Annotated in this window: 22 protein-coding genes; 12 read left to right on the forward strand and 10 right to left on the reverse strand. The window is 63.4% G+C overall.

The window, feature by feature from the left end; translation table 11 throughout:
• The first annotated feature begins 164 nt into the window (after positions 1-164).
• Both recJ and AC515T_RS05165 read left to right on the forward strand, forming a co-directional pair.
• Positions 165-1,874, forward strand: coding sequence for a single-stranded-DNA-specific exonuclease RecJ (gene recJ, locus AC515T_RS05160; RefSeq protein WP_496531664.1), 1,710 nt, complete (start codon positions 165-167; stop codon positions 1,872-1,874).
• A gap of 349 nt (positions 1,875-2,223) precedes the next feature.
• Complete coding sequence (locus AC515T_RS05165; RefSeq protein ID WP_122568767.1) at positions 2,224-3,330, forward strand: NADH:flavin oxidoreductase/NADH oxidase; 1,107 nt, start codon at positions 2,224-2,226, stop codon at positions 3,328-3,330.
• A gap of 204 nt (positions 3,331-3,534) precedes the next feature.
• On the opposite strand, the gene AC515T_RS05170 is transcribed toward AC515T_RS05165, so the two are convergent.
• Positions 3,535-5,160 (reverse strand): glucan biosynthesis protein D, encoded by a 1,626-nt coding sequence (locus AC515T_RS05170; protein ID WP_496531665.1) that lies wholly within the window; start codon positions 5,158-5,160, stop codon positions 3,535-3,537.
• Positions 5,161-5,521: 361 nt separating this feature from the next.
• Between AC515T_RS05170 and AC515T_RS05175 the strand changes: the two genes are divergently transcribed.
• Positions 5,522-5,707 (forward strand): hypothetical protein, encoded by a 186-nt coding sequence (locus AC515T_RS05175; protein WP_496531666.1) that lies wholly within the window; start codon positions 5,522-5,524, stop codon positions 5,705-5,707.
• A gap of 44 nt (positions 5,708-5,751) precedes the next feature.
• Here the strand turns inward: AC515T_RS05175 and AC515T_RS05180 are convergent, their stop codons facing one another.
• The 9 genes from AC515T_RS05180 to AC515T_RS05220 all read right to left on the reverse strand — a co-directional run bounded on the left by AC515T_RS05180 (position 5,752) and on the right by AC515T_RS05220 (position 14,832).
• Complete coding sequence (locus tag AC515T_RS05180) at positions 5,752-6,051, reverse strand: type II toxin-antitoxin system RelE/ParE family toxin (RefSeq protein WP_496531667.1); 300 nt, start codon at positions 6,049-6,051, stop codon at positions 5,752-5,754.
• A complete protein-coding gene (locus AC515T_RS05185) occupies positions 6,014-6,277 on the reverse strand; it encodes a CopG family ribbon-helix-helix protein (RefSeq protein WP_122568763.1) in 264 nt (87 codons plus the stop codon). Before AC515T_RS05185 ends, AC515T_RS05180 begins: the two co-directional genes overlap by 38 nt.
• A 146-nt stretch (positions 6,278-6,423) precedes the next feature.
• Entirely contained in the window at positions 6,424-7,848 is a 1,425-nt protein-coding gene (locus AC515T_RS05190; protein ID WP_496531668.1) for a gamma-aminobutyraldehyde dehydrogenase, read from the reverse strand.
• Positions 7,849-8,006: 158 nt separating this feature from the next.
• Positions 8,007-8,825, reverse strand: a complete 819-nt coding sequence (locus tag AC515T_RS05195; RefSeq protein ID WP_057448389.1) for an ABC transporter permease — start codon at positions 8,823-8,825, stop codon at positions 8,007-8,009.
• Entirely contained in the window at positions 8,815-9,762 is a 948-nt protein-coding gene (locus AC515T_RS05200; RefSeq protein ID WP_496531669.1) for an ABC transporter permease, read from the reverse strand. The genes AC515T_RS05195 and AC515T_RS05200 overlap by 11 nt, the downstream gene beginning before the upstream one ends.
• A 1-nt stretch (position 9,763) precedes the next feature.
• On the reverse strand, positions 9,764-10,801 hold the full coding sequence (locus AC515T_RS05205) for an ABC transporter ATP-binding protein (RefSeq protein WP_496531670.1): 1,038 nt from the start codon (positions 10,799-10,801) through the stop codon (positions 9,764-9,766).
• Between the two features lie 209 nt (positions 10,802-11,010).
• Complete coding sequence (ydcS, locus tag AC515T_RS05210; protein WP_496531671.1) at positions 11,011-12,162, reverse strand: putative ABC transporter substrate-binding protein YdcS; 1,152 nt, start codon at positions 12,160-12,162, stop codon at positions 11,011-11,013.
• Positions 12,163-12,252: 90 nt separating this feature from the next.
• Complete coding sequence (locus tag AC515T_RS05215) at positions 12,253-13,710, reverse strand: gamma-aminobutyraldehyde dehydrogenase (protein ID WP_496531672.1); 1,458 nt, start codon at positions 13,708-13,710, stop codon at positions 12,253-12,255.
• 207 nt (positions 13,711-13,917) lie between these two features.
• Entirely contained in the window at positions 13,918-14,832 is a 915-nt protein-coding gene (locus tag AC515T_RS05220) for a LysR family transcriptional regulator (protein WP_496531673.1), read from the reverse strand.
• A 184-nt stretch (positions 14,833-15,016) separates the two neighbouring features.
• On the opposite strand from AC515T_RS05220, the gene AC515T_RS05225 reads away from it, so the two are divergent.
• The 9 genes from AC515T_RS05225 to prfB all read left to right on the forward strand — a co-directional run bounded on the left by AC515T_RS05225 (position 15,017) and on the right by prfB (position 25,877).
• Complete coding sequence (locus AC515T_RS05225) at positions 15,017-15,727, forward strand: tellurite resistance TerB family protein (protein WP_496531674.1); 711 nt, start codon at positions 15,017-15,019, stop codon at positions 15,725-15,727.
• A gap of 372 nt (positions 15,728-16,099) precedes the next feature.
• Positions 16,100-17,722: a methyl-accepting chemotaxis protein gene (locus tag AC515T_RS05230; RefSeq protein WP_496531675.1), complete on the forward strand. Its 1,623-nt coding sequence runs from the start codon at positions 16,100-16,102 to the stop codon at positions 17,720-17,722.
• On the forward strand, positions 17,722-18,255 hold the full coding sequence (locus AC515T_RS05235) for a chemotaxis protein CheW (RefSeq protein ID WP_496531676.1): 534 nt from the start codon (positions 17,722-17,724) through the stop codon (positions 18,253-18,255). The genes AC515T_RS05230 and AC515T_RS05235 overlap by 1 nt, the downstream gene beginning before the upstream one ends.
• The gene (locus AC515T_RS05240; RefSeq protein ID WP_496531677.1) at positions 18,252-19,514 is read left to right on the forward strand and encodes a CheR family methyltransferase; all 1,263 of its coding nucleotides are present in this window, start codon (positions 18,252-18,254) and stop codon (positions 19,512-19,514) included. Before AC515T_RS05235 ends, AC515T_RS05240 begins: the two co-directional genes overlap by 4 nt.
• Positions 19,511-20,182, forward strand: coding sequence for a chemotaxis protein CheW (locus tag AC515T_RS05245; protein WP_496531678.1), 672 nt, complete (start codon positions 19,511-19,513; stop codon positions 20,180-20,182). The genes AC515T_RS05240 and AC515T_RS05245 overlap by 4 nt, the downstream gene beginning before the upstream one ends.
• Positions 20,179-22,443, forward strand: coding sequence for a hybrid sensor histidine kinase/response regulator (locus tag AC515T_RS05250; protein WP_496531679.1), 2,265 nt, complete (start codon positions 20,179-20,181; stop codon positions 22,441-22,443). Before AC515T_RS05245 ends, AC515T_RS05250 begins: the two co-directional genes overlap by 4 nt.
• Positions 22,440-23,450 (forward strand): chemotaxis response regulator protein-glutamate methylesterase, encoded by a 1,011-nt coding sequence (locus AC515T_RS05255; protein ID WP_496531680.1) that lies wholly within the window; start codon positions 22,440-22,442, stop codon positions 23,448-23,450. The genes AC515T_RS05250 and AC515T_RS05255 overlap by 4 nt, the downstream gene beginning before the upstream one ends.
• Before the next feature lie 45 nt (positions 23,451-23,495).
• Positions 23,496-24,497 carry a diguanylate cyclase domain-containing protein gene (locus tag AC515T_RS05260; RefSeq protein ID WP_496531681.1) on the forward strand — a complete coding sequence of 334 codons (1,002 nt, stop codon included), beginning with the start codon at positions 23,496-23,498 and terminating at the stop codon, positions 24,495-24,497.
• Between the two features lie 284 nt (positions 24,498-24,781).
• Positions 24,782-25,877, forward strand: a protein-coding gene (gene prfB / locus AC515T_RS05265; protein ID WP_095963568.1) for a peptide chain release factor 2 whose coding sequence is annotated in 2 segments (ribosomal slippage) — positions 24,782-24,853 and positions 24,855-25,877 — 1,095 coding nt in all. Because the reading frame shifts where the segments join, the coding sequence is not laid out codon by codon here.
• Positions 25,878-25,892 lie beyond the last annotated feature (15 nt).

Genomic DNA, 25,892 nt, shown 5'->3' on the forward strand with positions numbered 1-25,892 from the left:
CCCGGTATTGAGTGAACTGATTGTGGGAGCGAGCTTGCTCGCGAAGACGGCAGATCAGTCTGCATTGATGTTGAATGTGCCGCCGCATTCGCGAGCAAGCTCGCTCCCACCCAAGCGTTCCTTGCCACAACCTTCATGATTTCCAGAGAAAATTTTGTCACCCCATGCGCATAGAACCCCGCCAACTGCCCGACACCCTGCCATTCCTCGGTGACCTGCCGCCCCTGTTGACCCGCTTGTACGCAGCACGCGGCGTGCAGTCCGAGGCGGAACTGGACAAGAGCCTGGCGCGCTTGATTCCGTTTCAGCAGCTCAAGGGGATCGACGCCGCGGTGGATCTGCTGGTGACGGCGTTGGAGCAGCGCCAGCGCATCCTGATCGTGGGGGATTTCGATGCCGATGGCGCGACCGCCAGCACCGTGGGCATGCTGGGGTTGCGCCTGCTCGGTGCGGTCCATGTCGATTACCTGGTGCCCAATCGCTTCGAATATGGCTACGGGCTGACCCCGGAAATCGTCGAAGTCGCCCTGGCCCGCGAACCGCAGTTGCTGATCACCGTGGATAACGGCATCTCCAGCGTGGAAGGCGTGGCGGCGGCGAAAGCGGCGGGGCTCCAGGTGCTGGTCACCGACCACCATTTGCCCGGCCTCGAACTGCCGGCGGCCGATGCCATCGTCAATCCGAACCAGCCGGGCTGTGAATTCCCGAGCAAGGCCCTGGCCGGTGTCGGGGTGATTTTCTATGTACTGATGGCCCTGCGGGCGCGTCTGCGCGGCCTGGGGTGGTATGCCAACACACCCCAGCCGAACATCGGCGAATTGCTCGACCTAGTGGCCCTGGGCAGCGTGGCCGACGTGGTGCCCCTGGACGCGAATAACCGGATCCTGGTGCACCAGGGCCTGGAACGGATTCGCGCCGGACGCGCCCGGCCCGGTATCAAGGCGATCCTGGAAGTGGCCAAGCGCGACGCTTCACGGATTACCTCCACCGACCTCGGGTTTATCCTCGGGCCGCGTCTGAATGCGGCAGGGCGCCTGGACGACATGAGCCTGGGCATCGAATGCCTGCTCACCGACGACCCGGCCCTGGCGCGGGAGATGGCGGCGCAACTGGACGGCATGAACCAGGACCGCAAGTCAATCGAGCAGGGCATGCAGCGTGAAGCCCTGGCCCAGCTCAAGGACTTGCCGGTGGAGTCGATGCCATTCGGTTTGTGCCTGTTCGATCCCCAGTGGCACCAAGGGGTGATCGGCATTCTTGCCTCGCGGATGAAAGAGCGTTATTTCCGCCCGACCATCGCCTTTGCCGATGCCGGGGACGGCTTGCTCAAGGGCTCGGGCCGCTCGGTGCCGGGCTTTCACATCCGCGATGCGCTGAGTGTGGTGGCGGCGCAGCATCCGACCCTGATCAGCAAGTACGGCGGTCATGCCATGGCGGCGGGGCTGACGTTGCCGGAGGCGAATTTTCCGTTGTTCGCCGAAGCGTTCGATGCGGAAGTGCGTCGGCAATTGCGTGAAGAAGACCTGACCGGCCGGCTGTTGTCGGACGGCACCTTGGCGGTGGAGGAATTCCACTTGGAACTGGCCCGGGCGCTGCGCCATGCCGGTCCCTGGGGCCAGCATTTCCCGGAGCCGATGTTCCATGGCGTGTTCCAGTTGGTCGAACAACGCGTGGTGGGCGAACGGCACCTGAAGGTCATCCTCAAGAGCGAGTGCGGCTCGGTGAAGCTCGATGGCATCGCCTTTGGCATTGATCGCGAGATCTGGCCCAACCCTACCGTGCGTTGGGTGGAGCTGGCCTACAAGCTCGACCTCAACGAGTTCCGCGGCCAGGAAACGGTGCAGTTGATGATTGCCCATATCGAGCCGCGGTAGCCGATACGCCGATGGGCCTTTGTGGCGAGGGAGCTTGCTCCCGCTGGGCTGCGAAGCAGCCCCCTGAATTCCAGCCATCACATCGCAAGGGGACGCTGGCGCGTCCAGCGGGAGCAAGCTCCCTCGCCACAGAAGTCGGGTAAGGACGCCACGGCGTCACACCGTCGGTTTTTAAGTTCTGAACCCTCCCGCCTCCCGGGTTGTCGACTAGGCTCTAAGCACTGCTTGATAGCCCTTGTGACGTCTTGTCGAATTTTTTGCCCGCGGGGGCGGGTGTTGCACCTTCTTGTCACTCGTCGACTTTTCAAACAGAACCCTGGAGCCTGCCCACTGATTCGAGAGGTGCCCCATGAGTCTGCTGCTGGAACCCTATACCCTTCGCCAATTGACCCTGCCCAATCGCATCGCGGTATCGCCGATGTGCCAGTATTCAAGCACCGATGGCCTGGCCAACGATTGGCACCTGGTGCACTTGGGCAGCCGCGCCGTGGGCGGTGCCGGCCTGGTATTCACCGAAGCCACCGCCGTGACCGCCGACGGCCGCATCACCGCCCAGGACCTGGGGCTGTGGAACGATGAACAGATCGAACCCTTGCAACGCATCACCCGGTTCATCACCGCCCAAGGGGCCGTGCCGGGCATCCAACTGGCCCATGCCGGGCGCAAGGCCAGCACCTGGCGGCCCTGGCTGGGCAAGCATGGCAGCGTCAAACCGGCCGACGGAGGCTGGGTGCCGGTCGGCCCGTCGCCGATTGCCTTCGACCCGCAACACACCCAGCCGGTGCAACTGGACGAAGGGCAGATCGCCGATCTGATCCAGGCCTTCGTGGATGCGGCCAAGCGCGCCCTCACGGCCGGCTTCAAGGTGGTCGAGGTCCACGCGGCCCATGGTTATCTGCTGCATCAATTCTTGTCGCCCTTGAGCAACCAGCGGCGCGATCAATACGGCGGCTCGTTCGAGAACCGCATCCGGCTGGTGCTGCAAGTCACCGAAGCGGTCCGGGCCGTATGGCCTGAAGAGCTGCCGGTGTTCGTTCGCGTCTCCGCCACCGATTGGGTCGAGGACGGTTGGAACCCGGATGAAACCGTGGAGCTGGCGCGGCGCTTCAGGGCGCTGGGGGTGGACCTGATCGACGTGTCATCGGGCGGCACGGCCGCCAATGCGGAAATCCCCACCGGCCCGGGTTACCAGACACGCTTTGCCGAACGGGTGCGCAAGGAGTCGGAAATCGCCACCGGCACCGTCGGCATGATTACCGAACCGGCCCAGGCCGAACACATCCTGCGCACCTGCCAGGCCGACATCATTTTCCTGGCCCGCGAATTGTTGCGCGATCCGTACTGGGCCTTGCATGCCGATGATGACCTGGGCGGCCGCAAGGCCACGTGGCCGGCGCAGTACCAGCGGGCCACCCATCGGGACCAGCCGATCCATGAGTCGGATTTGCGGGACTGAGTGTTTGGTAAAACAAAAGCCCCGGTCGATTTGGCCGGGGCTTTTTGTTTATTGGGCTGGATTATTCGGTGGCTGTAGCGGCCTCATCGCGAGCAAGCTCGCTCCCACAGTGGACTGTGTTGGGGCACAGAACTTGTGATCCACCCACTACCCTGTGGGAGCGAGCTTGCTCGCGATGGGGCCAGCCCAAGCGCCGAATCACTATCAGGGATACTTACGCTTATCCGGCGCCGGCGGGAAGTACTGGTACAACCAGGTCTCGCTCAAGGTACGGTCCTTGGTGCGAATGAACAGGCGCATCTCCACCGGGTCCACGCGGTCGTCGGTCGGGTACCAGTCGAAGGTGATGCGGTAGCCCTTGATCGCATCCAGCACCAACACGTTGAAGTCCTTCACCTCGCCGTGGGAACAGGTCACCACCGGTTCGATGCCGGTGCCCGGCGGCAGTTGGTCGAGGCCGCCACCGCTGAAGTCCACGGCGAAACGACGTGCCCAGACGGTCGGGTAATGCTCGCCCGGTGCCCAGCCTTCGATGAAGCCGCCCATGCCTGAACGGGTGGCGTCGACGTGGGCCAGGTCGGTGCTGACCGGCGGCAGCGCGCTCCAGTAGAGCTTGTAGCCGTAGTTCAGCGAGTCGCCGGCGGCCACCGGTTTTTTCGGCGTCCAGAACGCGACAATGTTGTCCAGGGTCTCGCCAGTGGTCGGAATCTCCAGCAGGTCCACCGAGCCTTCGCCCCAGGCCGTCGTCGGTTCGACCCACAGGCTTGGACGCTTGCTGTACCAGTCCACGGTGTCCTGGTAACTGGCAAAGTCGTGATCGGTCTGCACCAGGCCGAAACCTTTCGGATTATTGTCGGCGAAGGCGTTGAACTGCAGGGTGGCGGGGTTGTTCAACGGCCGGCAGACCCACTCGCCGTTGCCGCGCCACATGGCCAGCCGGTCGGAGTCATGGATTTGCGGGTGAATGGTGTCGCACATGCGCCGTTCGACGGTGCCGCAGCTGAACATGCTGGTCATGGGGGCGATGCCCAGTTGCTCGATGGCGGTACGGGCATTGACGTGCGCGTCGATCTCCATCACCACCCGGGTCGGTTGGCAATCGATGTCGAACCGATAGGCACCGGTGGCGCTGGGGGAGTCGAGCAGGGCGTAGACCACGAAGCGGGTGCTGTTCTTGTCCGGGGTTTCGAACCAGAACTTGGTGAAGTCCGGGAACTCCTCACGCTTCTTGGCATAGGTGTCGATGGCCAGGCCGCGGGCCGACAGCCCGTACTGGCCGCTGGCATCCACGGCGCGGAAATAGCTGGCCCCCAGGAACGAAACGATGTCGTGTCGATCCAGCTCCGGCGCCTTGAAGACACGAAAGCCGGCGAAGCCCAGGTCACCCGTCAGTTGCGAGGTGTTGACCGTGGTTTTCTCATAGTTGAACAGTTCCGGACGGAAGTGCACTTCACGGGCCATGCGCGTCTTCGGGTCGACGCTGTACATGCGCACCGGCTGCTTGAAACCCATGCCGACGTGGAAGAACTGTGCATCCAGTTGCCCATCCAGATCATTCCACAGCGAGTGGTTGACGTCGTACTGGATGGCGTTGAACTGCAGCGGCGACATTTGCGCCAGGGTGGGTGGCAGGACTTGCTTGGTGTCGACGTAGCGGCTCTCGGCCAGCCGTTTGGCCTGATCCTTCAAACCGTTGAAATCGAAGGGACGGGCTTCGCCGTCGGCAGTCTGATCGGCGGCCCAGGCGCGTGCGGCCATGAGCCCGGAGGCCGACAGCCCGGTGTAGGCGGCGAAGGCCATGGAGGCCTTGAGCAGATTCCTGCGGTGCATAAATACAACCTTTCTCAAAACAGTCCCGAGCCGACCCTGGCAACAAAGACTGATAAAGGAGTTCGGACATGCCTTTGGCCAAACGCGACGAACGTTAGAACAGATGCCTGAGAGCTGGATCGGTTCACCGAGGCGCAAAATCATAGGGGAAATACAGGCTTTGAGAGCAAGGAAAGCGTGGCTTGGTCAAATTTTCTTACAGTTATTTCTTTTTTTATGTCGATTCCAACTTTTTTTGACTAATTACTCTAAAACTCCCTTTTCACGCTTTGAATCCTCCCTATTCTTTAGCGTGATAGACGATCCAACCCGGGTTCAGACGGCGCTATCAGGTCAACCTCGACGTAAAGAAGGACAACTCATGACAAAAATACAGGGCATTACCGAAATGCTGGGGATCTTTCCAGGCCTGACCAACCCGCGCAGGCCACGCCGGCTCAGCCTGGAAGAATTGAGACTGGTCGAGCGCTATCGGGAGTTGTCGGAAAGCGACCGCATCGCCATGCGCTACCTGGTGGATGCGATGCGCAGTGTTTCGCGGTTTTGAAGCGTGGTGCAGGTGAGCGGCCGGGGCGGGAGCACCGGCCAACATCACTCTGGCGACCAGTCCTGGCGACGTTCGGTGCGCTGGTGCAGTATCCGCAGGACCTGCAGTTGGCCATGCTTGAGCCGGTAGGGGGCAACGAATGGATAGCGTGTCAGCACCAGCTCGCGGATATCGGGAACGAGCGAAGGACGGCCCGAACCGGGAAAGCGTTGCAGTTGACGCAGTGTCTCCAGGATGGCGCGGATGACATCATCGGCGCCTTCCGCGCCGATAGCGCTTTGGTAATGTTCGTGGATCGAGTCGAGGTCACTCTGTGCTTTGTCGGTCAGTACGATGCTCGGCACGCTTTGCCCACTTAGCCTTCACGGCGTCCAGATCGGTCAGATTTCCAGCGTCGGCATCGGCTATGCCTTCGCTGATGGCTTGCAGATGCCAGGATTCGGCTTCCACATATCGGACCAGTGCACGCTTGAGGTGATACTGGCGGTCGCGGTCAGTGGCGGCAGCCAGCGAGTCCAGCTGTTGAGCCAGACCTTCTTCCACACGAAAGGACAAAACGGGCGAGGCCATGGCTGATCTCCAAGGTGTATACGTTGTAGACACCCTAGGTGCTGCCAGGATTTCCGTCAACCGGCAGGCGTGCACCGATCGACGAAAACCTTAGCAGGGCGAACGCAGGGCAGGCGCGAGCATGTGTTGCCAACGTTGTCTTGTCGTCAATGCTTGAACATCACATGCCGCACCACCGTGTAATCCTCCAGCCCGTACATGGACATGTCCTTGCCATAGCCGGAACGTTTCTGACCGCCATGGGGCATTTCGCTGACGAGCATGAAGTGGGTGTTCACCCAGGTGCAACCGTATTGCAGGCGTGCCGACAGGCGATGAGCGCGGCCGATGTCGGCGGTCCATACCGATGAGGCCAGGCCGTAGTCCGAATCGTTGGCCCAGGCCAGCACTTGCGCTTCGTCGAGGAACGGGGTGACGGACACCACCGGCCCGAAGACTTCCCGGCGGACGATTTCGTCATCCTGCTGGGCGTCGGCCAGCACCGTCGGTTCGAAGAAGAACCCGTTGCCGTCCACGGCCTTGCCACCGGTGACCAGGCGGATATGCGGCTGGGCGATGGCCCGCTCGACGAAAGCGGCCACGCGGTCGCGGTGCTGGGCGGTGATCAGCGGGCCCATCTCGGTGTCGGATGCACCCTGCAGCCCATACTTGATGCTGCCCACCGCGGCACCGAGCTTCTCGACGAACTGGTCATAGATGCCTTGCTGGGCATAGATGCGGCAGGCGGCGGTGCAGTCCTGGCCGGCGTTGTAGAAACCGAAGGTACGAATGCCTTCCACGGCCGCGTCAATGTCGGCGTCGTCGAAAATGATCACCGGGGCTTTGCCGCCCAGTTCCATGTGCATGCGCTTGACGCTGTCGGAGGTGCTGGAAATGATGTTCGAGCCGGTGGCGATGGAGCCGGTCAGCGACACCATGCGCACTTTCGGGTGAGTGACCAGCGGGTTGCCGACGGTTGGCCCTCGGCCGAAGATCACGTTGAGCACGCCAGCCGGGAAAATCTCCGACGCCAGTTCCGCCAGGCGCAGCGCCGTCAGCGGGGTTTGCTCCGAAGGCTTGAGCACCACGGTATTGCCGGCGGCGATGGCCGGGGCGATTTTCCAGGCGACCATCATCAGCGGGTAGTTCCACGGCGCGATGGAGGCGATGACGCCCACCGGGTCGCGACGGATCATCGAAGTGTGCCCCGGCAGGTACTCGCCGCCCGCCGAACCGCTCATGCAGCGGCTGGCGCCGGCAAAGAAGCGGAACACGTCGGCAATCGCCGGGATCTCGTCGTTCAGCGCGGCGCTCAAGGGTTTGCCGCAGTTGTCCGACTCCAGCTTCGCCAGTTCCTCGCCGTGGGCTTCGATAGCATCGGCCAGCTTGAGCAGCAACAGGGAACGGTCCTTGGGCGGCACTTGCGACCAGGCCTCGAAAGCGCTGTCGGCGGCGCGCACGGCGGCATCGACCTGGGCTTCGCTGGCTTCGTTGATTTCCACCAGCACCCGGCCCAGCGACGGGTTGAACACCGCCTGGCCAGGGCCTTCGCCGTTTACCAGGTGGCCGTTGATCAGCAGTTTGGTTTGCATGTCGAAGTCCTCTTGAAGGTTTCCCAAGTCCCCTGTGGGAGCGAGCTTGCTCGCGATAGCGGTGGATCATTCAGCCGTTGCAGCGACTGATACGACGCCTTCGCGAGCAAGCTCGCTCCCACAGGATTGCGGTTCCCGCAGTAAGCGATCACCGTTGATTATTTCCCGCCGCTCCCGGCCACGCTCTCACCCCCACGGGTCAGGTAATACGCGCCGAGTATCGGCAGCATCGTGACCATCATCACCAGCATCGCCACCACGTTGGTCACCGGTACGTCGCGCGGGCGGCTGAGCTGGTTGAGCAGCCACAACGGTAAGGTGCGTTCGTGGCCGGCGGTGAAGGTGGTGACGATGATTTCGTCGAACGACAGCGCAAACGCAAGCATCCCACCGGCCAGCAGTGCCGATCCCAGGTTGGGCAAGATGATGTAGCGAAAGGTCTGCCAGCCGTCGGCGCCCAGGTCCATCGAGGCCTCGATCAGGCTATGGGAAGTGCGGCGCAGGCGGGCGATCACATTGTTGTAGACGATCACCACGCAGAAGGTGGCATGGCCGACGACGATGGTGAACATCCCCGGTTCGATGCCCAGGGTCTTGAAGGTCGCCAGCAGGGCAATGCCGGTGATGATCCCCGGCAAGGCAATCGGCAGGATCAGCATCAGCGAAATGCCCTGTTTGCCAAAGAAGTCGCGGCGGTACAGCGCCGCCGAGGCCAGGGTGCCGAGCACCATGGCGATCAGCGTGGCGATGGCTGCGACCTGTAATGACAGCTTGATCGCCTCCAGCACGTCCGGGCGCGAGAAGGCGACGCTGAACCACTTCAGGGTCAGACCCTTGGGCGGGAAGCTGAACGCCGCGTCCTCGGTGTTGAAGGCGTAGAGGAAGATGATCAGGATCGGGAAATGCAGGAACACCAGCCCGCCCCACGCTGCGATCCGCAAGCCCCATGAGGCCCGGTCTTGAGAATCAGAGTGCATCGAAGGCTCCCAGTCGCTTGACGACGGATAGGTAGATCGCGATCAGCACGATGGGCACCAGGGTGAACGCCGCCGCCATGGGCATGTTGCCGATGGCGCCTTGCTGGGCGTAGACCATGCTGCCGACGAAGTAGCCCGGCGGGCCCACCAGTTGCGGCACGATGAAGTCCCCCAGGGTCAGCGAGAAGGTGAAGATCGAGCCGGCGGCGATGCCCGGGATCGACAGCGGCAGGATCACCTGCATGAACGTCTGGCGTGGCCTGGCACCCAGGTCTGCCGAGGCCTGCAGCAGCGATGGCGGCAGACGTTCCAGGGAGGCCTGGATCGGCAGGATCATGAATGGCAGCCAGATGTAGACAAACACCAGGAAGCGTCCCAGGTGCGAGGTGGACAACGTGCTGCCACCCACCCCCGGGATCCCCAGCACGAATTGCAACACCGGTCCCAGGCCCAGGTGCTGGACGAACCACTGCGCCACGCCGCCCTTGGCCAGCAGCAGCGTCCAGGCATAGGCCTTGACGATATAGCTGGCCCACATCGGCAGCATCACCGCGATGTAGAAAAACGCCTTGGTCTTGCCGTGGGTGTAGCGCGCCATGTAGTAGGCGATCGGGAACGCGACAATGGCGCTGGCGATGGACACCGTAATGGCCATGCTCAGGGTGCGCAAAATGATGTCGAAGTTCGAGGGTTGGAACAGCGCCGTGAAATTCGCCAGGGTCAGGTCCGGCGTGACCGCCATGGTGAAGTCGTCGAAGGTGTAGAAACCTTGCCACAGCAGGGTCAGCAGCGAGCCGAGGTAGATCGCGCCGAACCAGAGCAGCGGCGGCACCAGCAACAGCGACAGGTACAGGTTGGGCCGTCGGTACAGCAGGTTGGCGAAACGCCGCAGCGGCGAACCGGGCGCAGGCGCTTGGGGGATGGCCAGGGTGTTCATTTCACACCTCGCCACTGACGGTGTCGTGCAGCGTGACCATCGCCTCACGGGCCCAGCGGACGCTGAGGTGCTGGCCGGTCTGGTGCTGGGCGGTGTTGTCGAGCCACTGGGTGTTGGCCTGGCTGAGGTTCAGGGTCTGGCCGTTGGCAAGTTTCAACTCGTAGCGCGTGGCGCTGCCCTGGTACTGGATGTCGTGCAGCAGGCCGTGGACTTCGATCTCGTCACTGGCCAACGGGCCCTCGGCGAAACGCACATGTTCCGGGCGAATCGAGAACGGCTGTGGATAACCACTCAGTTCCCGGGCCAACTCGCCACGAATCACGTTGGAGGTGCCGACGAATTCGGCGACGAAGGTGGTCGCCGGTTTCATGTACAGGTTGCGTGGGGTATCGACCTGTTCGATGCGCCCCTTGTTGAACACCGCTACCCGGTCGGACATCGACAGCGCTTCGGTCTGGTCGTGGGTGACGAAAATGAAGGTGATGCCCAACTGGCGTTGCAGCTTCTTCAACTCGCCCTGCATCTGTTCACGCAGCTTCAGGTCCAGGGCCCCCAAGGGTTCATCGAGCAACAACACCCGCGGACGATTGACCAGCGCACGGGCCAGGGCCACGCGTTGGCGCTGGCCGCCGGAGAGTTGCACCGGCTTGCGTTCGCCATAGCCACCCAACGCCACCATCTCCAGGGCTTCGTTGGCGCGCTGGATGCGCTCGGCCTTGGCGACGCCTTTGACTTTCAAACCGTAGGCCACGTTGTCGCGTACGTTCATGTGGGGGAAGAGGGCGTAATCCTGGAACACCGTGTTGACGTCCCGCTGGTACGGCGCGAGCCCGGTGGCTTCTTCGCCATGGATACGGATCGAGCCGGCACTGGGTTGCTCGAACCCGGCGATCAGCCGCAGGCAGGTGGTCTTGCCCGAGCCCGACGGGCCCAGCATGGAAAAGAACTCGCCGTCCTGGATATCAATGGAGACCCGGTCAACGGCCTTCACATCGCCGAACTGACGGGATACCTGGGTGAACTGGACTGCAAGCGTCATGGTGCGGGGCTCCAAAAAACGGGGCGGGTATGAATCTTCAACGATTGGAACGCAATCCCGTGGCGAGGGAGCTTGCTCCCGCTGGGGGGCGTAGCCGCCCCAAAACCAGGCGACACGGTGGGTCAGGTCATACCGCGTCGGTCCGTTTTGGGCGCGCTTCGCACGCCAGCGGGAGCAAGCTCCCTCGCCACAGGGATCACACCGGTTTTTTAGCGCCCACCCATGATCGCAATGTAGTCCTGGGTCCAGCGGCTGTACGGCACGAACTTGCCGCCCTCGGCCTGTGGGGTTTTCCAGAAGGCGATCTTGTCGAACTGATCGAAGCCGTTGGTCTTGCAGCCTTCGGCGCCCAGCAGCTCGCTGCCCTGGCACGCCGCCGGCACCGCAGGCAAGGAACCGAACCACGCGGCCACGTCACCCTGGACTTTCGGTTGCAGCGACCAGTCCATCCATTTGTACGCGCAGTTGGGGTGCTTGGCCTCGGTGTGCAACATCGTGGTGTCGGCCCAACCGGTGGCGCCTTCTTTCGGAATGGTCGAGGCGATCGGTTGTTTTTCGTTCATCAGGCCGTTGACCTGATACGGCCAGGCGCCGGACGCCACCACGCCTTCGTTCTTGAAATCGCTCATCTGCACAGTGGTGTCGTGCCAGTAGCGGTGGATCAACGGCTGCTGGGCCCGCAGCAATTCCAGCACGGCCTTGTACTGGGCTTCGTCGAGTTGGTACGGGTCCTTGATGCCCAGCTCAGGCTTGGCGGTCTTGAGGTACAACGCCGCGTCGGCGATGTAGATCGGGCCATCGTAAGCTTGCACGCGGCCCTTGTTCGGCTTGCCGTCGGGCAGGTCCTGGGCGTTGAACAGCACGCCCCAACTGGTGGGCGCCTGCTTGAATACATCGGTGTTGTACATCAGCACGTTCGGGCCCCATTGGTACGGGGTGCCGTAGGTCTGCTGATTGACCACGTACCACGGCGCATCCTTCAGGCGTGGGTCGAGGTTTTTCCAGTTGGCGATCAGCGCGGTGTTGATCGGCTGCACGCGCTTGCCGGCAATCAGCCGCAACGAGGCGTCGCCGGAGGCGGTGACCAGGTCGTAGCCACCCTTGGTCATCAGGCTGACCATTTCGTCGGACGTGGCGGCGGTCTTCACATTGACCTTGCAGCCGGTTTCCTTCTCGAAACCCGTGACCCAGTCGTAGGCCTTGTCGCTTTCCCCGCGTTCGATATAACCCGGCCAGGCGACGATATCCAGCTGGCCCTCGCCGGCGCCGACGGCCTTGAGTGGTTCGGCGGCCTGGAGGCTGACGCTGGTCAAAAGCGCCGTGGTGAGTGCACTGAGCAATATGGTCTTGTGCGCGTACATGGAAATCCCTCTTGCTTTAATTATGGTCGGGGCAGTGTTCGAACCGGGTGAAGCGCCATGGCTGGCCTGTTATTAGAGTAGTGGTGTTAGCTACAGATGCTGGCCGTGGCGGGCCATGATATGGCGCACCACGCTGTAGTCCTGGAGCGAATCGCTGGACAGGTCTTTCCCATAACCCGAACGTTTCAGGCCGCCGTGGGGCATTTCGCTGACCAGCATGAAATGGCTGTTGATCCAGGTGCAGCCGTATTGCAGCCGCGCCGCCACCTGCATGGCCTTGTCCAGGTTCTGCGTCCAAACCGAGGAGGCCAGGCCGTATTCGGAGTCGTTGGCCCAGTCCACCGCCTGGCTGAGTGCGTCGAAGCGGGTCACGGTGACGACCGGGCCGAACACCTCGCGCTGGACGATTTCATCGCTTTGCTTGCAGCCGGCCAGCAGCGTGGGCTGGTAGTAGAAACCGGCGCCGGAGTGCACCGCCGCGCCAGTGATGCGTTCGATATGCGGCTGGCCGAGGGCGCGCTCGACAAAACTGGCCACGCGGTCGCGCTGGCGGGTGCTGATCAGCGGGCCGATCTCATTGTCGGCGTCGCGCTTGCCGGCAAAGCGCAGGCTGCTGACCGCGGCGCCGAGCTCGGCCACCAGCCGGTCGTGAATCCCGTCCTGGGCATAGATCCGGCACGCCGCCGTGCAATCCTGCCCGGCGTTGTAGTAACCGTAGGTGCGTACGCCTTCGACCACGGCCTGGATGTCGGCATCGTCGCACACGATCACCGGCGCCTTGCCACCCAGCTCCAGATGCGTGCGCTTGAGGGTTTTCGCCGCCGCCTGGAGGATCTTCTGCCCGGTGACGATGTCGCCGGTCAGCGAGACCATGCGCACTTTCGGGTGGCTGACCAGATGGCTGCCGACACCTTCGCCGCCCCCGCAAATGATATTGATGACGCCCCGTGGCAGCAGTTGGGCCAGGGTCGGCGCCAGGGCCAGGATCGACAGCGGCGTGTGTTCCGAGGGCTTGAACACCAGCGTATTACCGGCGGCCAGGGCGGGGGCGATTTTCCAGGCGGCCATCATGATCGGGTAGTTCCACGGCGCGATGGACGCTACTACGCCGATCGGGTCGCGGCGCACCATGCTGGTGTAGCCGGGCAGGTATTCGCCGCTGAGCTGGCCGGTCTGACAGCGCACGGCACCGGCGAAGAAACGAAAGACATCCACCGTGGCGCTCAGGTCATCCTGGCGCGCCAGGTGCAGCGGCTTGCCGCAGTTCAGGGATTCGAGGCGGGCCAGCTCATCGGCGTTCGTTTCGATGGCGCTGGCGATGTCCAGCAACAGGTTCGAGCGTTGCTGCGGCGTGGTGCGCGACCAGCCGTCGAAGGCGCGATGGGCGGCGAGGATCGCGGCTTCCACCTGTTCGGTACTGGCCTCGGGGATGTGAGCCACCACCTCGCCGGTGGCCGGGTTGAGGATCGGCTCGGCAATGCCTTCACCGGGGATGAGTTCCCCGTCGATCAGCAACGCGGTGCATAACAAGGTTTGCGTGCCAGCCATGTCCGATTTCTCTTTTCATATATCGGTTGAAACGCAGAACCTGTGGGAGCGAGCTTGCTCGCGATAGCTGTCTACCAGTCGACGTTTACTTTGTTGACACTCCGCCATCGCGAGCAAGCTCGCTCCCACAATGGAATGGGGTGATGCAGCAAGACTAGTGCTCAGCCTCAAGGCCGACAAATTCGAAATACTCAAGGCTGCGTTCGATTAAATAGATGGCTTGCGCCCGCCATGGGGCTGTTCCCGGGCGACGGCCAGGAACGGGTCGACCGACGCCGGTCGCGCCGTGCCCCGGCGCCAGGCCAAGCCGACGTCGAGGGTCTGGTTAAGGTCGGCAATCGGTCGGGCTTCGATGATGTCGCCTTCCAATGACCAAGGGCGGTAGGTCATGTCCGGCTGGATCGACACGCCCAATCCCGCCGCCACCAGGCTGCGCACCGCTTCGGTCGAGGCGGTGCGTAGGGTGACCCTCGGTTGCAGGCCGGCGCCGCGCCACAGGCGCTGGGCGTTGCGGTCCATTTCATCGACGTTCAGCTGGATCAGCGGTTCGCGGGCCACGTCGGCCAGGTGGATGCTGTCGTGCTCCAGCAACGGGTGCTGCGCCGGCAACCACAAACGGTGTGGCGAATGGGTCAGGACCTCGGTCTGCAAGGCGTGGCGGTCTTCCAGGTTGGACAGGATCAGCACCCCGACGTCGATTTCGCCGCTGACCAGCAAATGCTCGATGTACGGCCGTTCGTCCTCCATCACGCGGATCTCCACGTTGGGGTAGGCGCGCTGGAAACGGGTGAGCAGGTCCGCCAGGTAATAGCCGGCGACCAGGCTGGTGACGCCGATGGTGACTTGGCCGGCGATCTGGTCGGTGCTTTGTTGCAGGCTGCGCTTGGCGTTGTCGACGGTGGCCAGGATCAAATGGGCCTGGCGCAGGAATTGATGACCCTGGTGGGTCAGGGTCATGCCCTTGGCGTGGCGGTTGAACAGGCTGACGCCGATTTCCTGCTCCAGTTGCTGGATCGCCAGGGTCAGGGTGGACTGGGAAATGAACGCCGTTTGCGCAGCGGCGGAGATGGAGCCGGTTTCGGCCACGGCGATGAAATGGCGGATCTGACGCAGGGTCATCATGGGCACATACCCGGTGGGCGGCTTTTATCGATGTATTGGAGTGTATATCGTTTTTTTAGAAGGGTAGATGCGTGCTTCATTTGATGGGTCAGGCAACATCTGGAAGCAATCTCGCCAACGGCGTCGGGGCACTTTCGATCTAGGCTGGGGGCCTTACGTTGACCCGACAATGTGGAGGCAACAAATGAACACCCGTGGATTGCTCGATCAGCTTCTCAAGTCCGGCCAGGAAATGTTGCAGAACAAGGCTGGCGGCTCACAGGGCAAGCCGTCCGGCGGCCTGGGCGGATTGCTCGGTGGCTCCGGCAACCTGGGCGGGATGCTTTCCGGCGCGGGCGGCGGGGCGCTGGCCGCTGGGGCCATGGGCCTGTTGCTGGGCAACAAGAAAGCCCGCAACTTCGGCGGCAAGGCCCTGGCCTACGGGGGCCTGGCTGCCTTGGGCGTGATCGCCTACAAAGCCTACGGCAACTGGCAGGCCCAGCAGGGCAACGCGCCGAAAACCGAACCGCAGACCCTCGACCGCGTGCCCCCGGCGCAGGTCGAGCAGCATAGCCAGGCGATCCTCAAGGCGCTGGTGGCGGCGGCCAAGGCCGACGGTCATGTGGACGAGCGCGAGCGGCAATTGATCGAAGGCGAGTTCACCAAGCTCGACAACGACCAGGAGCTGCAACACTGGCTGCACGCCGAACTGAACAAACCCCTGGACCCCACCGACGTCGCTCGCGCCGCCAGCACCCCGGAAATAGCCGCGGAAATGTACATCGCCAGCGTGATGCTGGTGGACGAGGAAAACTTCATGGAAAAGTCCTACCTCGACGAACTGGCGCGCCAACTCAAGCTGGAGCCAGGGTTGAAGGTGGAACTGGAAAAACAGGTACGTCAGGCGACTGTATAGAAGTCCCCATCGCTATCCCCTGTGGGAGCGGGCTTGCTCGCGAAGGCGGTGTGTCAGTCAATGGAAATGTCGACTGATGCACCGCTTTCGCGAGCAAGCCCGCTCCCACAGTGGTTTTGTGGTGTTTGGTAGTCTTGTGTCCAACGCTATTCCCTGTGGGAGCGAGCTTGCTCGCGATGGGTCCCTGTCAGTCACAGTATTTTTGACTGATACACCGCTATCGCGAGCCAGCTCGCTCCCACAGGGACGCATTCCATTCTTCAGTAGCGGGTGGCGAGCCTTGGATTGGTCAAAATCCCCCCACGCCGCCATACAGACGCCACGCCGCCCTCGGCTATACTCCCCAGCATTTCAAATGCCCGAGGTTTTACTGTGAAGAATTGGACATTGCGCCAACGCATCCTGGCGAGTTTTGCGGTGATCATCGCCATTATGCTGCTGATGGTGATTGTCTCGTATTCACGGTTGTTGAAGATCCAGGACAGTGGAGAAAAGGTCCGGACCGATGCGGTGCCAGGGGTGTATTTCAGTTCGATGATCCGTGGTGGCTGGGTCGACAGCTATGTCCTGACCCAGCAAATCGTCGGCCTTTCGGGAAACCGGGAAATCACCGCCGAGGACAAGGCCCGCTACCAGGGCTTCGAGCAGCACCTGCGCGAAGAAATACAGAACTATCAGAAACTGATCCAGGACCCGGCCGATCAGGTCTCTTTCGATGAGTTCGAGGTCAACCACCAGGACTTCAACAAGGCCCTGGCGAAGGTCCTGGACCTGTATCAACGCAAGGATTACGAAGGGGCGCGACTGGCACTGAACACAGAGCTGACGACGGCATGGCTCGAAGGCCGTGGGCACTTGAACCAGATCATCGAGCGCAATCGCGAGCTGGCGGAAAACGCCACCCAGACCATTGGCGATGCGGTGACCGCGGCCAAGGTCGCCATGGGCCTGTCGTTCCTGGTCGCGCTGATCGTCGCCGTGCTCTGTGGCGTGTTGTTGATGCGAGCGATCATGGGGCCGATGAACCGCATCGTCGAGATTCTCGAGATCATGCGCAGCGGTGACCTGAGCGGGCGCCTGAACCTGGCGCGCAAGGACGAATTCGGTGCCGTGGAAACCGGCTTCAACGACATGATGGCCGAACTGACCTCGCTGGTGTCCCAGGCCCAGCGCTCTTCGGTGCAGGTCACCACCTCGGTCACCGAGATCGCCGCCACCTCGCGCCAGCAACAGGCCACGGCCACCGAAACCGCCGCCACCACCACCGAGATCGGCGCGACCTCCCGGGAAATCGCCGCCACCTCCCGGGACCTGGTGCGCACCATGACCGAAGTCTCCACCGCCGCCGACCAGGCCTCGGTAGCGGCCGGCTCCGGCCAGCAGGGCCTGGCGCGCATGGAGGAAACCATGCATTCGGTGATGGGCGCCGCCGACCTGGTGAACGCCAAGCTGGCAATCCTCAACGAGAAGGCCGGCAACATCAACCAGGTGGTGGTGACCATCGTCAAAGTGGCCGACCAGACCAACCTGTTGTCCCTCAACGCGGCCATCGAGGCCGAGAAGGCCGGTGAGTACGGGCGCGGTTTCGCCGTGGTGGCCACGGAAGTGCGGCGCCTGGCCGACCAGACCGCCGTGGCGACCTATGACATCGAGCAGATGGTGCGCGAGATCCAGTCCGCGGTGTCGGCCGGTGTGATGGGCATGGACAAGTTCTCCGAAGAAGTGCGCCGGGGCATGGCCGAAGTGCAGCAGGTTGGCGAGCAACTGTCGCAGATCATCCATCAGGTCCAGGCCCTGGCGCCGCGGGTATTGATGGTCAACGAAGGCATGCAGGCCCAGGCCACCGGCGCCGAGCAGATCAACCACGCCCTGGTGCAACTGGGCGATGCCAGCAGCCAGACCGTGGAGTCCCTGCGCCAGGCCAGTTCCGCCATCGACGAACTGAGCCAGGTCGCCGTGGGGCTGCGCAGCGGCGTCTCGCGTTTCAAAGTCTGATGGGCGAACTCGAAACCCGGCGTGGCGCCGCACCGACGGCCCGCCAGTCGTTGTTCCTGGTGTTCTGCATCGGCAACGAACGGTACGCCCTCCAAGCCATCGATGTGGTGGAAGTGCTGCCGCGCCTGCCCCTCAAGCCGATCGCCCGGGCGCCGTCCTGGGTGGCGGGAGTGTTTGCCTGGCGCGGTACGGTGGTGCCGGTGATCGACCTGTGCGCCCTGACCTTCGGTCAGAGCGCTGAACCCCGGACCAGTACACGATTGGTGCTGGTGCGCTATCAAGGCGACGGGCAAGCCGGGCAAGTGCTGGGGCTGATCCTGGAACAGGCCACCGACACCGTGCGCTGTGATCCGGTCGATTTCAAACCCTATGGCCTGGACAATCGACAGGCGCCGTATCTCGGCCCCGTACGCGAAGATGCCCACGGGTTGCTGCAATGGGTGCGGGTCAATGACCTGCTCGACGAATCCGTTCGGGCGCTGCTGTTTCCCGCGTCGCCGCTGGACCTCGACGACCTCGGGGCAACGCCATGAGCAACGACCAGCGTTTTTTCGACTTCCTCAAGGAGCGCATCGGCCTCGATGTGACCTCCGTCGGCACCGCGATCATTGAGCGGGCCGTGCGCCAACGGATCAGTGCCGTGCCCGGGCGAACCGCCGATGAGTATTGGCAGGCCTTGCAGCATTCGGCCCCGGAGCAGCAGGCGCTGATCGAAGCGGTGATCGTCCCGGAGACCTGGTTCTTCCGCTATCCCGAATCCTTTGCGACCCTCGCCAGGCTGGCCGTCAAGCGCCTGGCCGAGATCAAGCACCTGCGTGCGTTACGCATCCTCAGCTTGCCGTGCTCCACCGGCGAAGAGCCTTATTCCATTGCCATGGCCTTGCTTGATGCGGGCTTGGCACCCCATCAGTTCAAGGTGGACGGCCTGGACGTCAGCCCGCTGTCGGTGGCGCGGGCCAAGGACGCGCGTTACGGCAAAAACTCCTTCCGTGGCGCCGAACTGGGTTTTCGCGAACGGCATTTCGACCTCGCAGACGAGGGGTACCGCCTCAGCGAACGGGTGCGCGAGCAGGTGCGTTTGCAAGTGGGCAACCTGCTGGATCCGGCCTTGCTGGTGAACGAGGCACCCTACGACTTTGTGTTCTGTCGCAACCTGCTGATCTATTTCGACCAGCCGACCCAGCAGCAGGTGTTCGAAGTGCTCAAGCGCCTGACCCATCAGGACGGCGTGCTGTTTATCGGCCCCGCCGAGGGCAGTTTGCTGGGACGCCTGGGCATGCGCTCGATCGGGATTGCCCAATCGTTCGCCTTCAGTCGACACGGGGCTCCGGAGCCTCAACCGTTGCCGGCCTTGATCCCGCCGCCGTTGCCGGTTCGCCAGCCACCCCGCGTGGTCCCGCCGGTGATTCGGCCGCGGCCGTTTGCCGCGAACGTCACGCCGATTGCCCCACCCAAGAGCAGTGACGCCGCGACCTTGCTGGCCAGTATCGCCGCCCTGGCCAACGGTGGCAAAAGCGCCGAGGCCCGTGCGGCGTGCGAAGAGTATGTGCGCAGCCACGCGCCGAACGCCCAGGTGTTCTATTGGTTGGGCCTGCTTAGCGACATGGCCGGCAGCGCGCTTGAAGCCCAGGGGTTTTATCGCAAGGCGCTTTATCTTGAACCGCAACACGCCGAGGCCCTGGTGCATCTGGCGGCGCTGCTGGCTTCCCAGGGAGACGCGGCCGGAGCCCGTCGATTGCAGGAACGCGCCGCCCGCAGCGGGCGCACGGCAGACAGTGAGCAAAAACGATGAGCGGTTCGGTTTCTTACAACCTCACCCATGACGATGCCCAGGCAATCGATGATTGCTGGAACCGCATCGGGGTGCATGGCGATAAATCCTGTCCACTGTTGGCCGAGCATATCCATTGTCGCAATTGCTCGGTGTATTCGGCGGCCGCCACCCGGCTGCTCGATCGTTACACCTTGCCGCAGGATCAACGGGACTTGTCCCTGGCCCCGGTGGACGACGATGTGGTCACGCGCTCGCTGCTGATGTTCCGCCTCGGCGAGGAATGGCTGGGCTTGACCACGCGCAGCCTGGTGGAAGTGGCACCGTTGCAGCCGATCCACTCATTGCCCCACCAACGCTCGCGGGCCTTGCTGGGCGTGGCGAATGTGCGCGGGGCACTGGTGGCCTGCCTGTCGCTGGTGGAACTGTTGGACCTGGAACCCGGCGCGGCGGCGGTTGCCGGTACGCGGGTCATGCCGCGCATGTTGATTGTCGCGGCCAAGGGCGGGCCGGTGGTGGTGCCGGTGGACGAGGTGGATGGCATCCACGCCATCGATGAACGCATTCTGGCGAGTGCGTCGCCATCGGCGGGCAAGTACACCCGTGGCGTGCTGCCCTACAACGGCCGCAGCCTGCGCTGGCTGGATGAAGAACAGTTGTTGTCCGCCGTGGCCCGGAGCCTGTCATGACCCCTGACCAGATGCGCGACGCCTCGCTGCTGGAACTGTTCAGCCTGGAAGCCGAAGCCCAGGTCCAGGTGCTGAGCACCGGCTTGTTGGCCCTGGAGCGTGATCCGACTCAGGCCGAATACCTTGAGTCGTGCATGCGTGCGGCACACTCCCTCAAGGGCGCGGCGCGCATCGTCGGGGTGGACGCCGGCGTCAGTGTGGCCCACGTGATGGAGGATTGCCTGGTCAGCGCCCAGGAGCGGCGCCTGGTGCTGGACGCCAAGCACATCGACGCCTTGCTGCAAGGCACCGACCTGCTGACGCGCATTGCCACTCCTGGCAACAATGTCGGCGCCCCGGACATCGACGCCTATGTGGCGTTGATGGGGCGTCTGCTCGATCCCAACGCGGCGCCACTGGCGGCGCCGGCGCCGACAAGCGTCGAGGTACCTGTCGAGCCCGTGAGTGCCGAGTTACCGGTTCTGGAACCGTTCGCGGCACCGGAGCCGGCTCCGAAGAATAAACGGGTCACCGAAGGCGGCGAGCGGGTCTTGCGAGTCACGGCCGAACGCCTCAACAGCTTGCTCGACCTGTCGAGCAAGTCCTTGGTGGAGACCCAGCGCCTCAAGCCCTGGCTGGCGACGATGCAACGGCTCAAGCGCCAGCAAGGCACTGGCTTGCGCGCCATTGAAGAACTGAACGTGCACCTCAAGGATCACGCCCTGAGCCTGCAGGCCCAGGAAGCCCTTGGCGATGCCCGTCGCTTGCTCGCCGAGACCCAGCAGTTGCTGGCGCAGAAAACCGCCGAGCTGGATGAGTTCGCCTGGCAGGCCAGTCAACGGGCGCAGGTGCTGTACGACACGGCGCTGGCCTGTCGCATGCGGCCGTTCGCCGATGTGCTTTCGGGGCAGGTGCGTATGGTCCGTGATCTGGGCCGCAGCCTGGGCAAACAGGTGCGCCTGGAGATCGAAGGCGAGAAAACCCAGGTCGACCGCGATGTGCTGGAAAAGCTCGAAGCGCCACTGACCCACTTGCTGCGTAACGCCGTGGACCACGGCATCGAAACCCCGGAACAACGGATACTGGCCGGCAAGCCCGCCGAAGGCCTGATCCGCCTGCGCGCCTCCCATCAGGCCGGCCTGCTGGTCCTGGAGTTGGCGGACGACGGTGCCGGGGTGGACCTGGAACGGGTGCGCCGCAGCATCGTCGAGCGCGGTCTTTCCCCTGAGTCAACCGCCGCCAGCCTGAGCGAAGAGGAACTGCTGACGTTCCTGTTCCTGCCCGGTTTCAGCCTGCGCGACAAAGTCACCGAAGTGTCCGGGCGCGGTGTCGGCCTGGACGCCGTCCAGCACATGGTCCGGCAGTTGCGCGGTGCGGTGGTACTGGAGCAGACGGCGGGCGAGGGCAGTCGTTTCCATCTCGAGGTGCCGCTGACGCTGTCGGTGGTGCGCAGTCTGGTGGTGGAAGTCGGCAATGAAGCGTACGCCTTTCCCCTGGCCCACATCGAGCGCATGTGCGACCTGGCGCCGGAAGACATCGTCCAGGTCGAGGGGCGTCAGCATTTCTGGCACGAAGGCCGACATATCGGCTTGGTCGCCGCCAGCCAGTTGCTCAATCGCCCGTCGACGCAGAACGGCAGCCAGACCCTCAAGGTCGTGGTGATCCGCGAGCGCGAGACGATCTACGGCGTGGCGGTGGAGCGGTTCATCGGCGAGCGAACCCTGGTGGTCCTGCCCCTGGACGAACGCCTGGGCAAGGTCCAGGACATTTCCGCCGGGGCCCTCCTTGACGATGGCTCGGTGGTGTTGATTGTCGATGTCGAAGACCTGCTGCGTTCGGTGGACAAGTTGCTCGATACCGGGCGCCTGGAGCGCATCGCCCGGCAGAACCAGGCCCAGGCCCCGCGCAAGCGGATCCTGGTGGTGGACGATTCCCTGACCGTGCGCGAGCTGCAACGCAAGTTGCTGCGGGGGCGCGGCTATGACGTGGCGGTGGCGGTGGATGGCATGGATGGCTGGAATGCGTTGCGCTCGGAGGATTTCGATTTGTTGATCACCGATATCGACATGCCACGCATGGACGGCATCGAGCTGGTGTCGCTGTTGCGGCGCGACAACCGCTTGCAATCGCTGCCGGTGATGGTGGTGTCCTACAAGGACCGCGAAGAAGATCGCCGCCGTGGCCTCGACGCCGGTGCCGACTATTATCTGGCCAAGGCGAGTTTCCACGACGACGCCCTGCTCGACGCCGTGGTCGAATTGATCGGAGGGGCCCGCGCTTGAAGATCGCCATCGTCAACGACATGCCCCTGGCGGTCGAGGCCTTGCGCCGCGCCCTGGCGTTCGAGCCGGCGCATCAACTGGTCTGGGTGGCCGCCAACGGCGCCGAGGCGGTGCAGCGTTGCGCCGAATACACCCCGGACCTGATCCTGATGGACCTGCTCATGCCGATCATGGATGGCGTGGAGGCCACCCGGCGGATCATGGCCGACAGCCCCTGCGCGATCGTGATTGTCACCGGGGACAGCCAGCAGAACGTTCACCGGGTGTTCGAGGCCATGGGCCATGGCGCGCTGGATGTGGTCGATACCCCGGCCCTTGGGGTTGGAAATCCGGCGGACGCCGCGGCACCGCTGCTGCGCAAGATCACCAACATCGGCTGGCTGATCGGTGAACGCAACAAGCGTGAACGACCCGCGCCGGCGGCGCAGCGCGCGGCGGTGTCGCGCAAGAGCCTGGTGGCCATCGGGTCATCGGCGGGCGGGCCGGCGGCGCTGGAAGTGCTGCTCAAGGCCCTGCCGCGGGACTTTGCCCCGGCCATCGTGCTGATCCAGCATGTGGACGAGGTGTTCGCCGCGGGCATGGCCGAGTGGCTGGGCAGTGTGTCGGGCCACACGGTGCGCCTGGCCCGGCACGGCGAAACACCGCAAAGTGGCACGGTGTTGCTGGCCGGGACCAACCATCATCTGCGTTTGCTGAAGAACGGCACCCTGGCTTACACCGCCGAGCCGGTGAACGAGATCTACCGGCCTTCCATCGACGTGTTTTTTGAAAGTGTCGCCCAGTACTGGAGCGGTGACGCGGTGGGCGTATTGCTCACCGGCATGGGCCGCGACGGTGCGCAAGGGCTTAAACTCATGCGTCAGCAGGGCTATGTAACCATCGCCCAGGACCAGCGCAGCAGCGCGGTGTACGGCATGCCCAAAGCAGCGGCCGCCATCGACGCCGCCGTCCATATTCTTGCCCTGGACGCCATCGCGCCACGGCTGTTGGAGATTGTGACCCCATGAAGAACCCCGCGAGCCTTGACCCAGGCCGTACCCAGGTAAGCCACCATGAATGATCTGCAGCTCGACGATTTCAAGCGCGATGAGAACGCCGCCATGGTCTTGCTCGTCGACGACCAGGCGATGATCGGCGAAGCGGTGCGGCGCGGGCTGTCGAATGAAGAAAACATCGACTTCCATTTCTGCTCCGATCCCCACCAGGCCGTTGCCCAGGCCGTTCGCATCAAGCCGACTGTCATTCTTCAGGACTTGGTAATGCCCGGCCTCGACGGCCTGAGCCTGGTGCGCGAGTACCGTAACCATCCCGCCACTCGCGATATCCCGATCATTGTCCTGTCCACCAAGGAGGACCCGCTGGTCAAGAGCGCGGCGTTCGCCGCCGGGGCCAACGACTACCTGGTCAAGTTGCCGGACAACATCGAACTGGTGGCGCGCATCCGCTATCACTCGCGTTCCTACATGATGCTGTTGCAGCGCGACGCGGCTTATCGCGCCCTGCGGGTCAGCCAGCAGCAACTGCTCGATACCAATCTGGTGCTGCAACGATTGATGAACTCCGATGGCCTGACCGGGCTGTCCAATCGCCGGCACTTCGACGAGTACCTGGAGCTGGAATGGCGCAGGGCGATGCGCGACCAGAGCCAGCTATCGCTGCTGATGATCGACGTGGACTACTTCAAGGCCTACAACGACAACTTCGGTCACCTGGAGGGCGACGAAGCCCTGCGCAAGGTCGCCACGGCGATCCGCGAGGCGTGCAGCCGTCCCTCGGACTTGCCGGCCCGCTACGGCGGTGAGGAGTTCGCCCTGGTGCTGCCCGGCACTTCGCCAGGCGGCGCCCGGCTGATGGCCGAGAAACTGCGCCAGAGCGTCGTCGCCCTGAAAATCCCCCACACCACCCCCGACGGCGGCGAGAACCTGACCGTCAGCATTGGCGTCTCGACCGTCACGCCGCAGCAAGGTGGCGATTGTCGGCAACTGATTTCGGCGGCGGACAAGGGGTTGTACCTGGCCAAGCACAATGGGCGTAATCGGGTGGGGGTTGAATAGATCACCCCTGGGTTGGCTTGGGCACCTTTGTGGCGAGGGAGCTTGCTCCCGCTGGGCTGCGCAGCAGCCCCAAAAATGGGCGACTCAACCCATCTGACACACCGAGCCGCCTGGTTTCAGGGTCGCTGCGCAACCCAGCGGGAGCAAGCTCCCTCGCCACGGAGCCGGTGTTGAGCCCTATCCCTGAGTTTCATGCCCCTAAAGCCGCCAGGCGGGCTGCCGCTGGCGCTTGATTACGTTATACTCGCCGGCTTTCAAAAGTTCGCCAACGAGTGCTGCCCGCCATGGAAATCAACCCGATCCTTAACACCATCAAGGACCTGTCCGAGCGCTCCGAAACTATTCGGGGGTATCTTTGACTACGATCAAAAGCATGAGCGCCTGACCGAAGTCAATCGCGAGCTTGAAGATCCGAATGTCTGGAACAACCCTTCGTACGCCCAGGAGCTGGGCCGCGAGCGTTCTGCGCTGGCGCAGATCGTCGAGACCCTGGACGAGTTGTCCAGCGGCCTGGCCGATTGCCGCGACCTGCTGGACATGGCTGTCGAAGAGAACGATGAAGGCGCGGTCGGCGATGTCGTCGCCGAGTTGACACGCCTCGACGAGAACCTCGCCAAGCTGGAATTCCGTCGCATGTTCAGCGGCGAGATGGACATGAACAACGCCTACCTGGACATCCAGGCCGGCTCCGGCGGCACCGAGGCCCAGGACTGGGCCAACATCCTGCTGCGCATGTACCTGCGCTGGGCTGACAAGCGCGGTTTCGACGCCACCATCATGGAGCTGTCGGCCGGTGAAGTCGCCGGGATCAAGGGCGCCACCGTGCACATCAAGGGCGAATACGCCTTTGGCTGGCTGCGGACCGAGATCGGCGTGCACCGCCTGGTGCGCAAGAGCCCGTTCGACTCCGGCAACCGTCGCCACACCTCGTTCTCGGCCGTGTTCGTCTCGCCGGAAATCGACGACAACATCGAGATCGAGATCAACCCGGCGGACCTGCGCATCGACACCTACCGTTCCTCCGGTGCCGGTGGTCAGCACGTCAACACCACCGACTCGGCGGTACGGATTACCCACGTACCGACCAACACCGTGGTCAGCTGCCAGAACGAGCGCTCCCAGCACGCCAACAAAGACACCGCGATGAAGATGCTGCGGGCCCGCCTGTACGAGCAGGAAGTGCAGAAGCGCAACGCGGCGTCCCAGGCGCTGGAAGACACCAAGTCGGACATCGGCTGGGGTCACCAGATCCGTTCGTACGTGCTCGACGCCTCGCGGATCAAGGACCTGCGCACCAGCATCGAACGCAGCGATTGCGACAAGGTGCTCGACGGCGATATCGATGAATACCTGATCGCCAGCCTCAAACAAGGGCTGTAACGCGACACCCATGCG

Source organism: Pseudomonas sp. FSO-7 (genome assembly GCF_059579345.1).

Bases quoted from the DNA above. Each gene is read 5' to 3' on its own strand.
- recJ (WP_496531664.1), top strand. From the start codon at position 165: ATGCGCATAGAACCCCGCCAACTGCCCGACACCCTGCCATTCCTCGGT.
- AC515T_RS05165 (WP_122568767.1), top strand. From the start codon at position 2,224: ATGAGTCTGCTGCTGGAACCCTATACCCTTCGCCAATTGACCCTGCCC.
- AC515T_RS05170 (WP_496531665.1), bottom strand. From the start codon at position 5,160: ATGCACCGCAGGAATCTGCTCAAGGCCTCCATGGCCTTCGCCGCCTAC.
- AC515T_RS05175 (WP_496531666.1), top strand. From the start codon at position 5,522: ATGACAAAAATACAGGGCATTACCGAAATGCTGGGGATCTTTCCAGGC.
- AC515T_RS05185 (WP_122568763.1), bottom strand. From the start codon at position 6,277: ATGGCCTCGCCCGTTTTGTCCTTTCGTGTGGAAGAAGGTCTGGCTCAA.
- AC515T_RS05190 (WP_496531668.1), bottom strand. From the start codon at position 7,848: ATGCAAACCAAACTGCTGATCAACGGCCACCTGGTAAACGGCGAAGGC.
- AC515T_RS05195 (WP_057448389.1), bottom strand. From the start codon at position 8,825: ATGCACTCTGATTCTCAAGACCGGGCCTCATGGGGCTTGCGGATCGCA.
- AC515T_RS05200 (WP_496531669.1), bottom strand. From the start codon at position 9,762: ATGAACACCCTGGCCATCCCCCAAGCGCCTGCGCCCGGTTCGCCGCTG.
- AC515T_RS05205 (WP_496531670.1), bottom strand. From the start codon at position 10,801: ATGACGCTTGCAGTCCAGTTCACCCAGGTATCCCGTCAGTTCGGCGAT.
- ydcS (WP_496531671.1), bottom strand. From the start codon at position 12,162: ATGTACGCGCACAAGACCATATTGCTCAGTGCACTCACCACGGCGCTT.
- AC515T_RS05215 (WP_496531672.1), bottom strand. From the start codon at position 13,710: ATGGCTGGCACGCAAACCTTGTTATGCACCGCGTTGCTGATCGACGGG.
- AC515T_RS05220 (WP_496531673.1), bottom strand. From the start codon at position 14,832: ATGATGACCCTGCGTCAGATCCGCCATTTCATCGCCGTGGCCGAAACC.
- AC515T_RS05225 (WP_496531674.1), top strand. From the start codon at position 15,017: ATGAACACCCGTGGATTGCTCGATCAGCTTCTCAAGTCCGGCCAGGAA.
- AC515T_RS05235 (WP_496531676.1), top strand. From the start codon at position 17,722: ATGGGCGAACTCGAAACCCGGCGTGGCGCCGCACCGACGGCCCGCCAG.
- AC515T_RS05240 (WP_496531677.1), top strand. From the start codon at position 18,252: ATGAGCAACGACCAGCGTTTTTTCGACTTCCTCAAGGAGCGCATCGGC.
- AC515T_RS05245 (WP_496531678.1), top strand. From the start codon at position 19,511: ATGAGCGGTTCGGTTTCTTACAACCTCACCCATGACGATGCCCAGGCA.
- AC515T_RS05250 (WP_496531679.1), top strand. From the start codon at position 20,179: ATGACCCCTGACCAGATGCGCGACGCCTCGCTGCTGGAACTGTTCAGC.
- AC515T_RS05260 (WP_496531681.1), top strand. From the start codon at position 23,496: ATGAATGATCTGCAGCTCGACGATTTCAAGCGCGATGAGAACGCCGCC.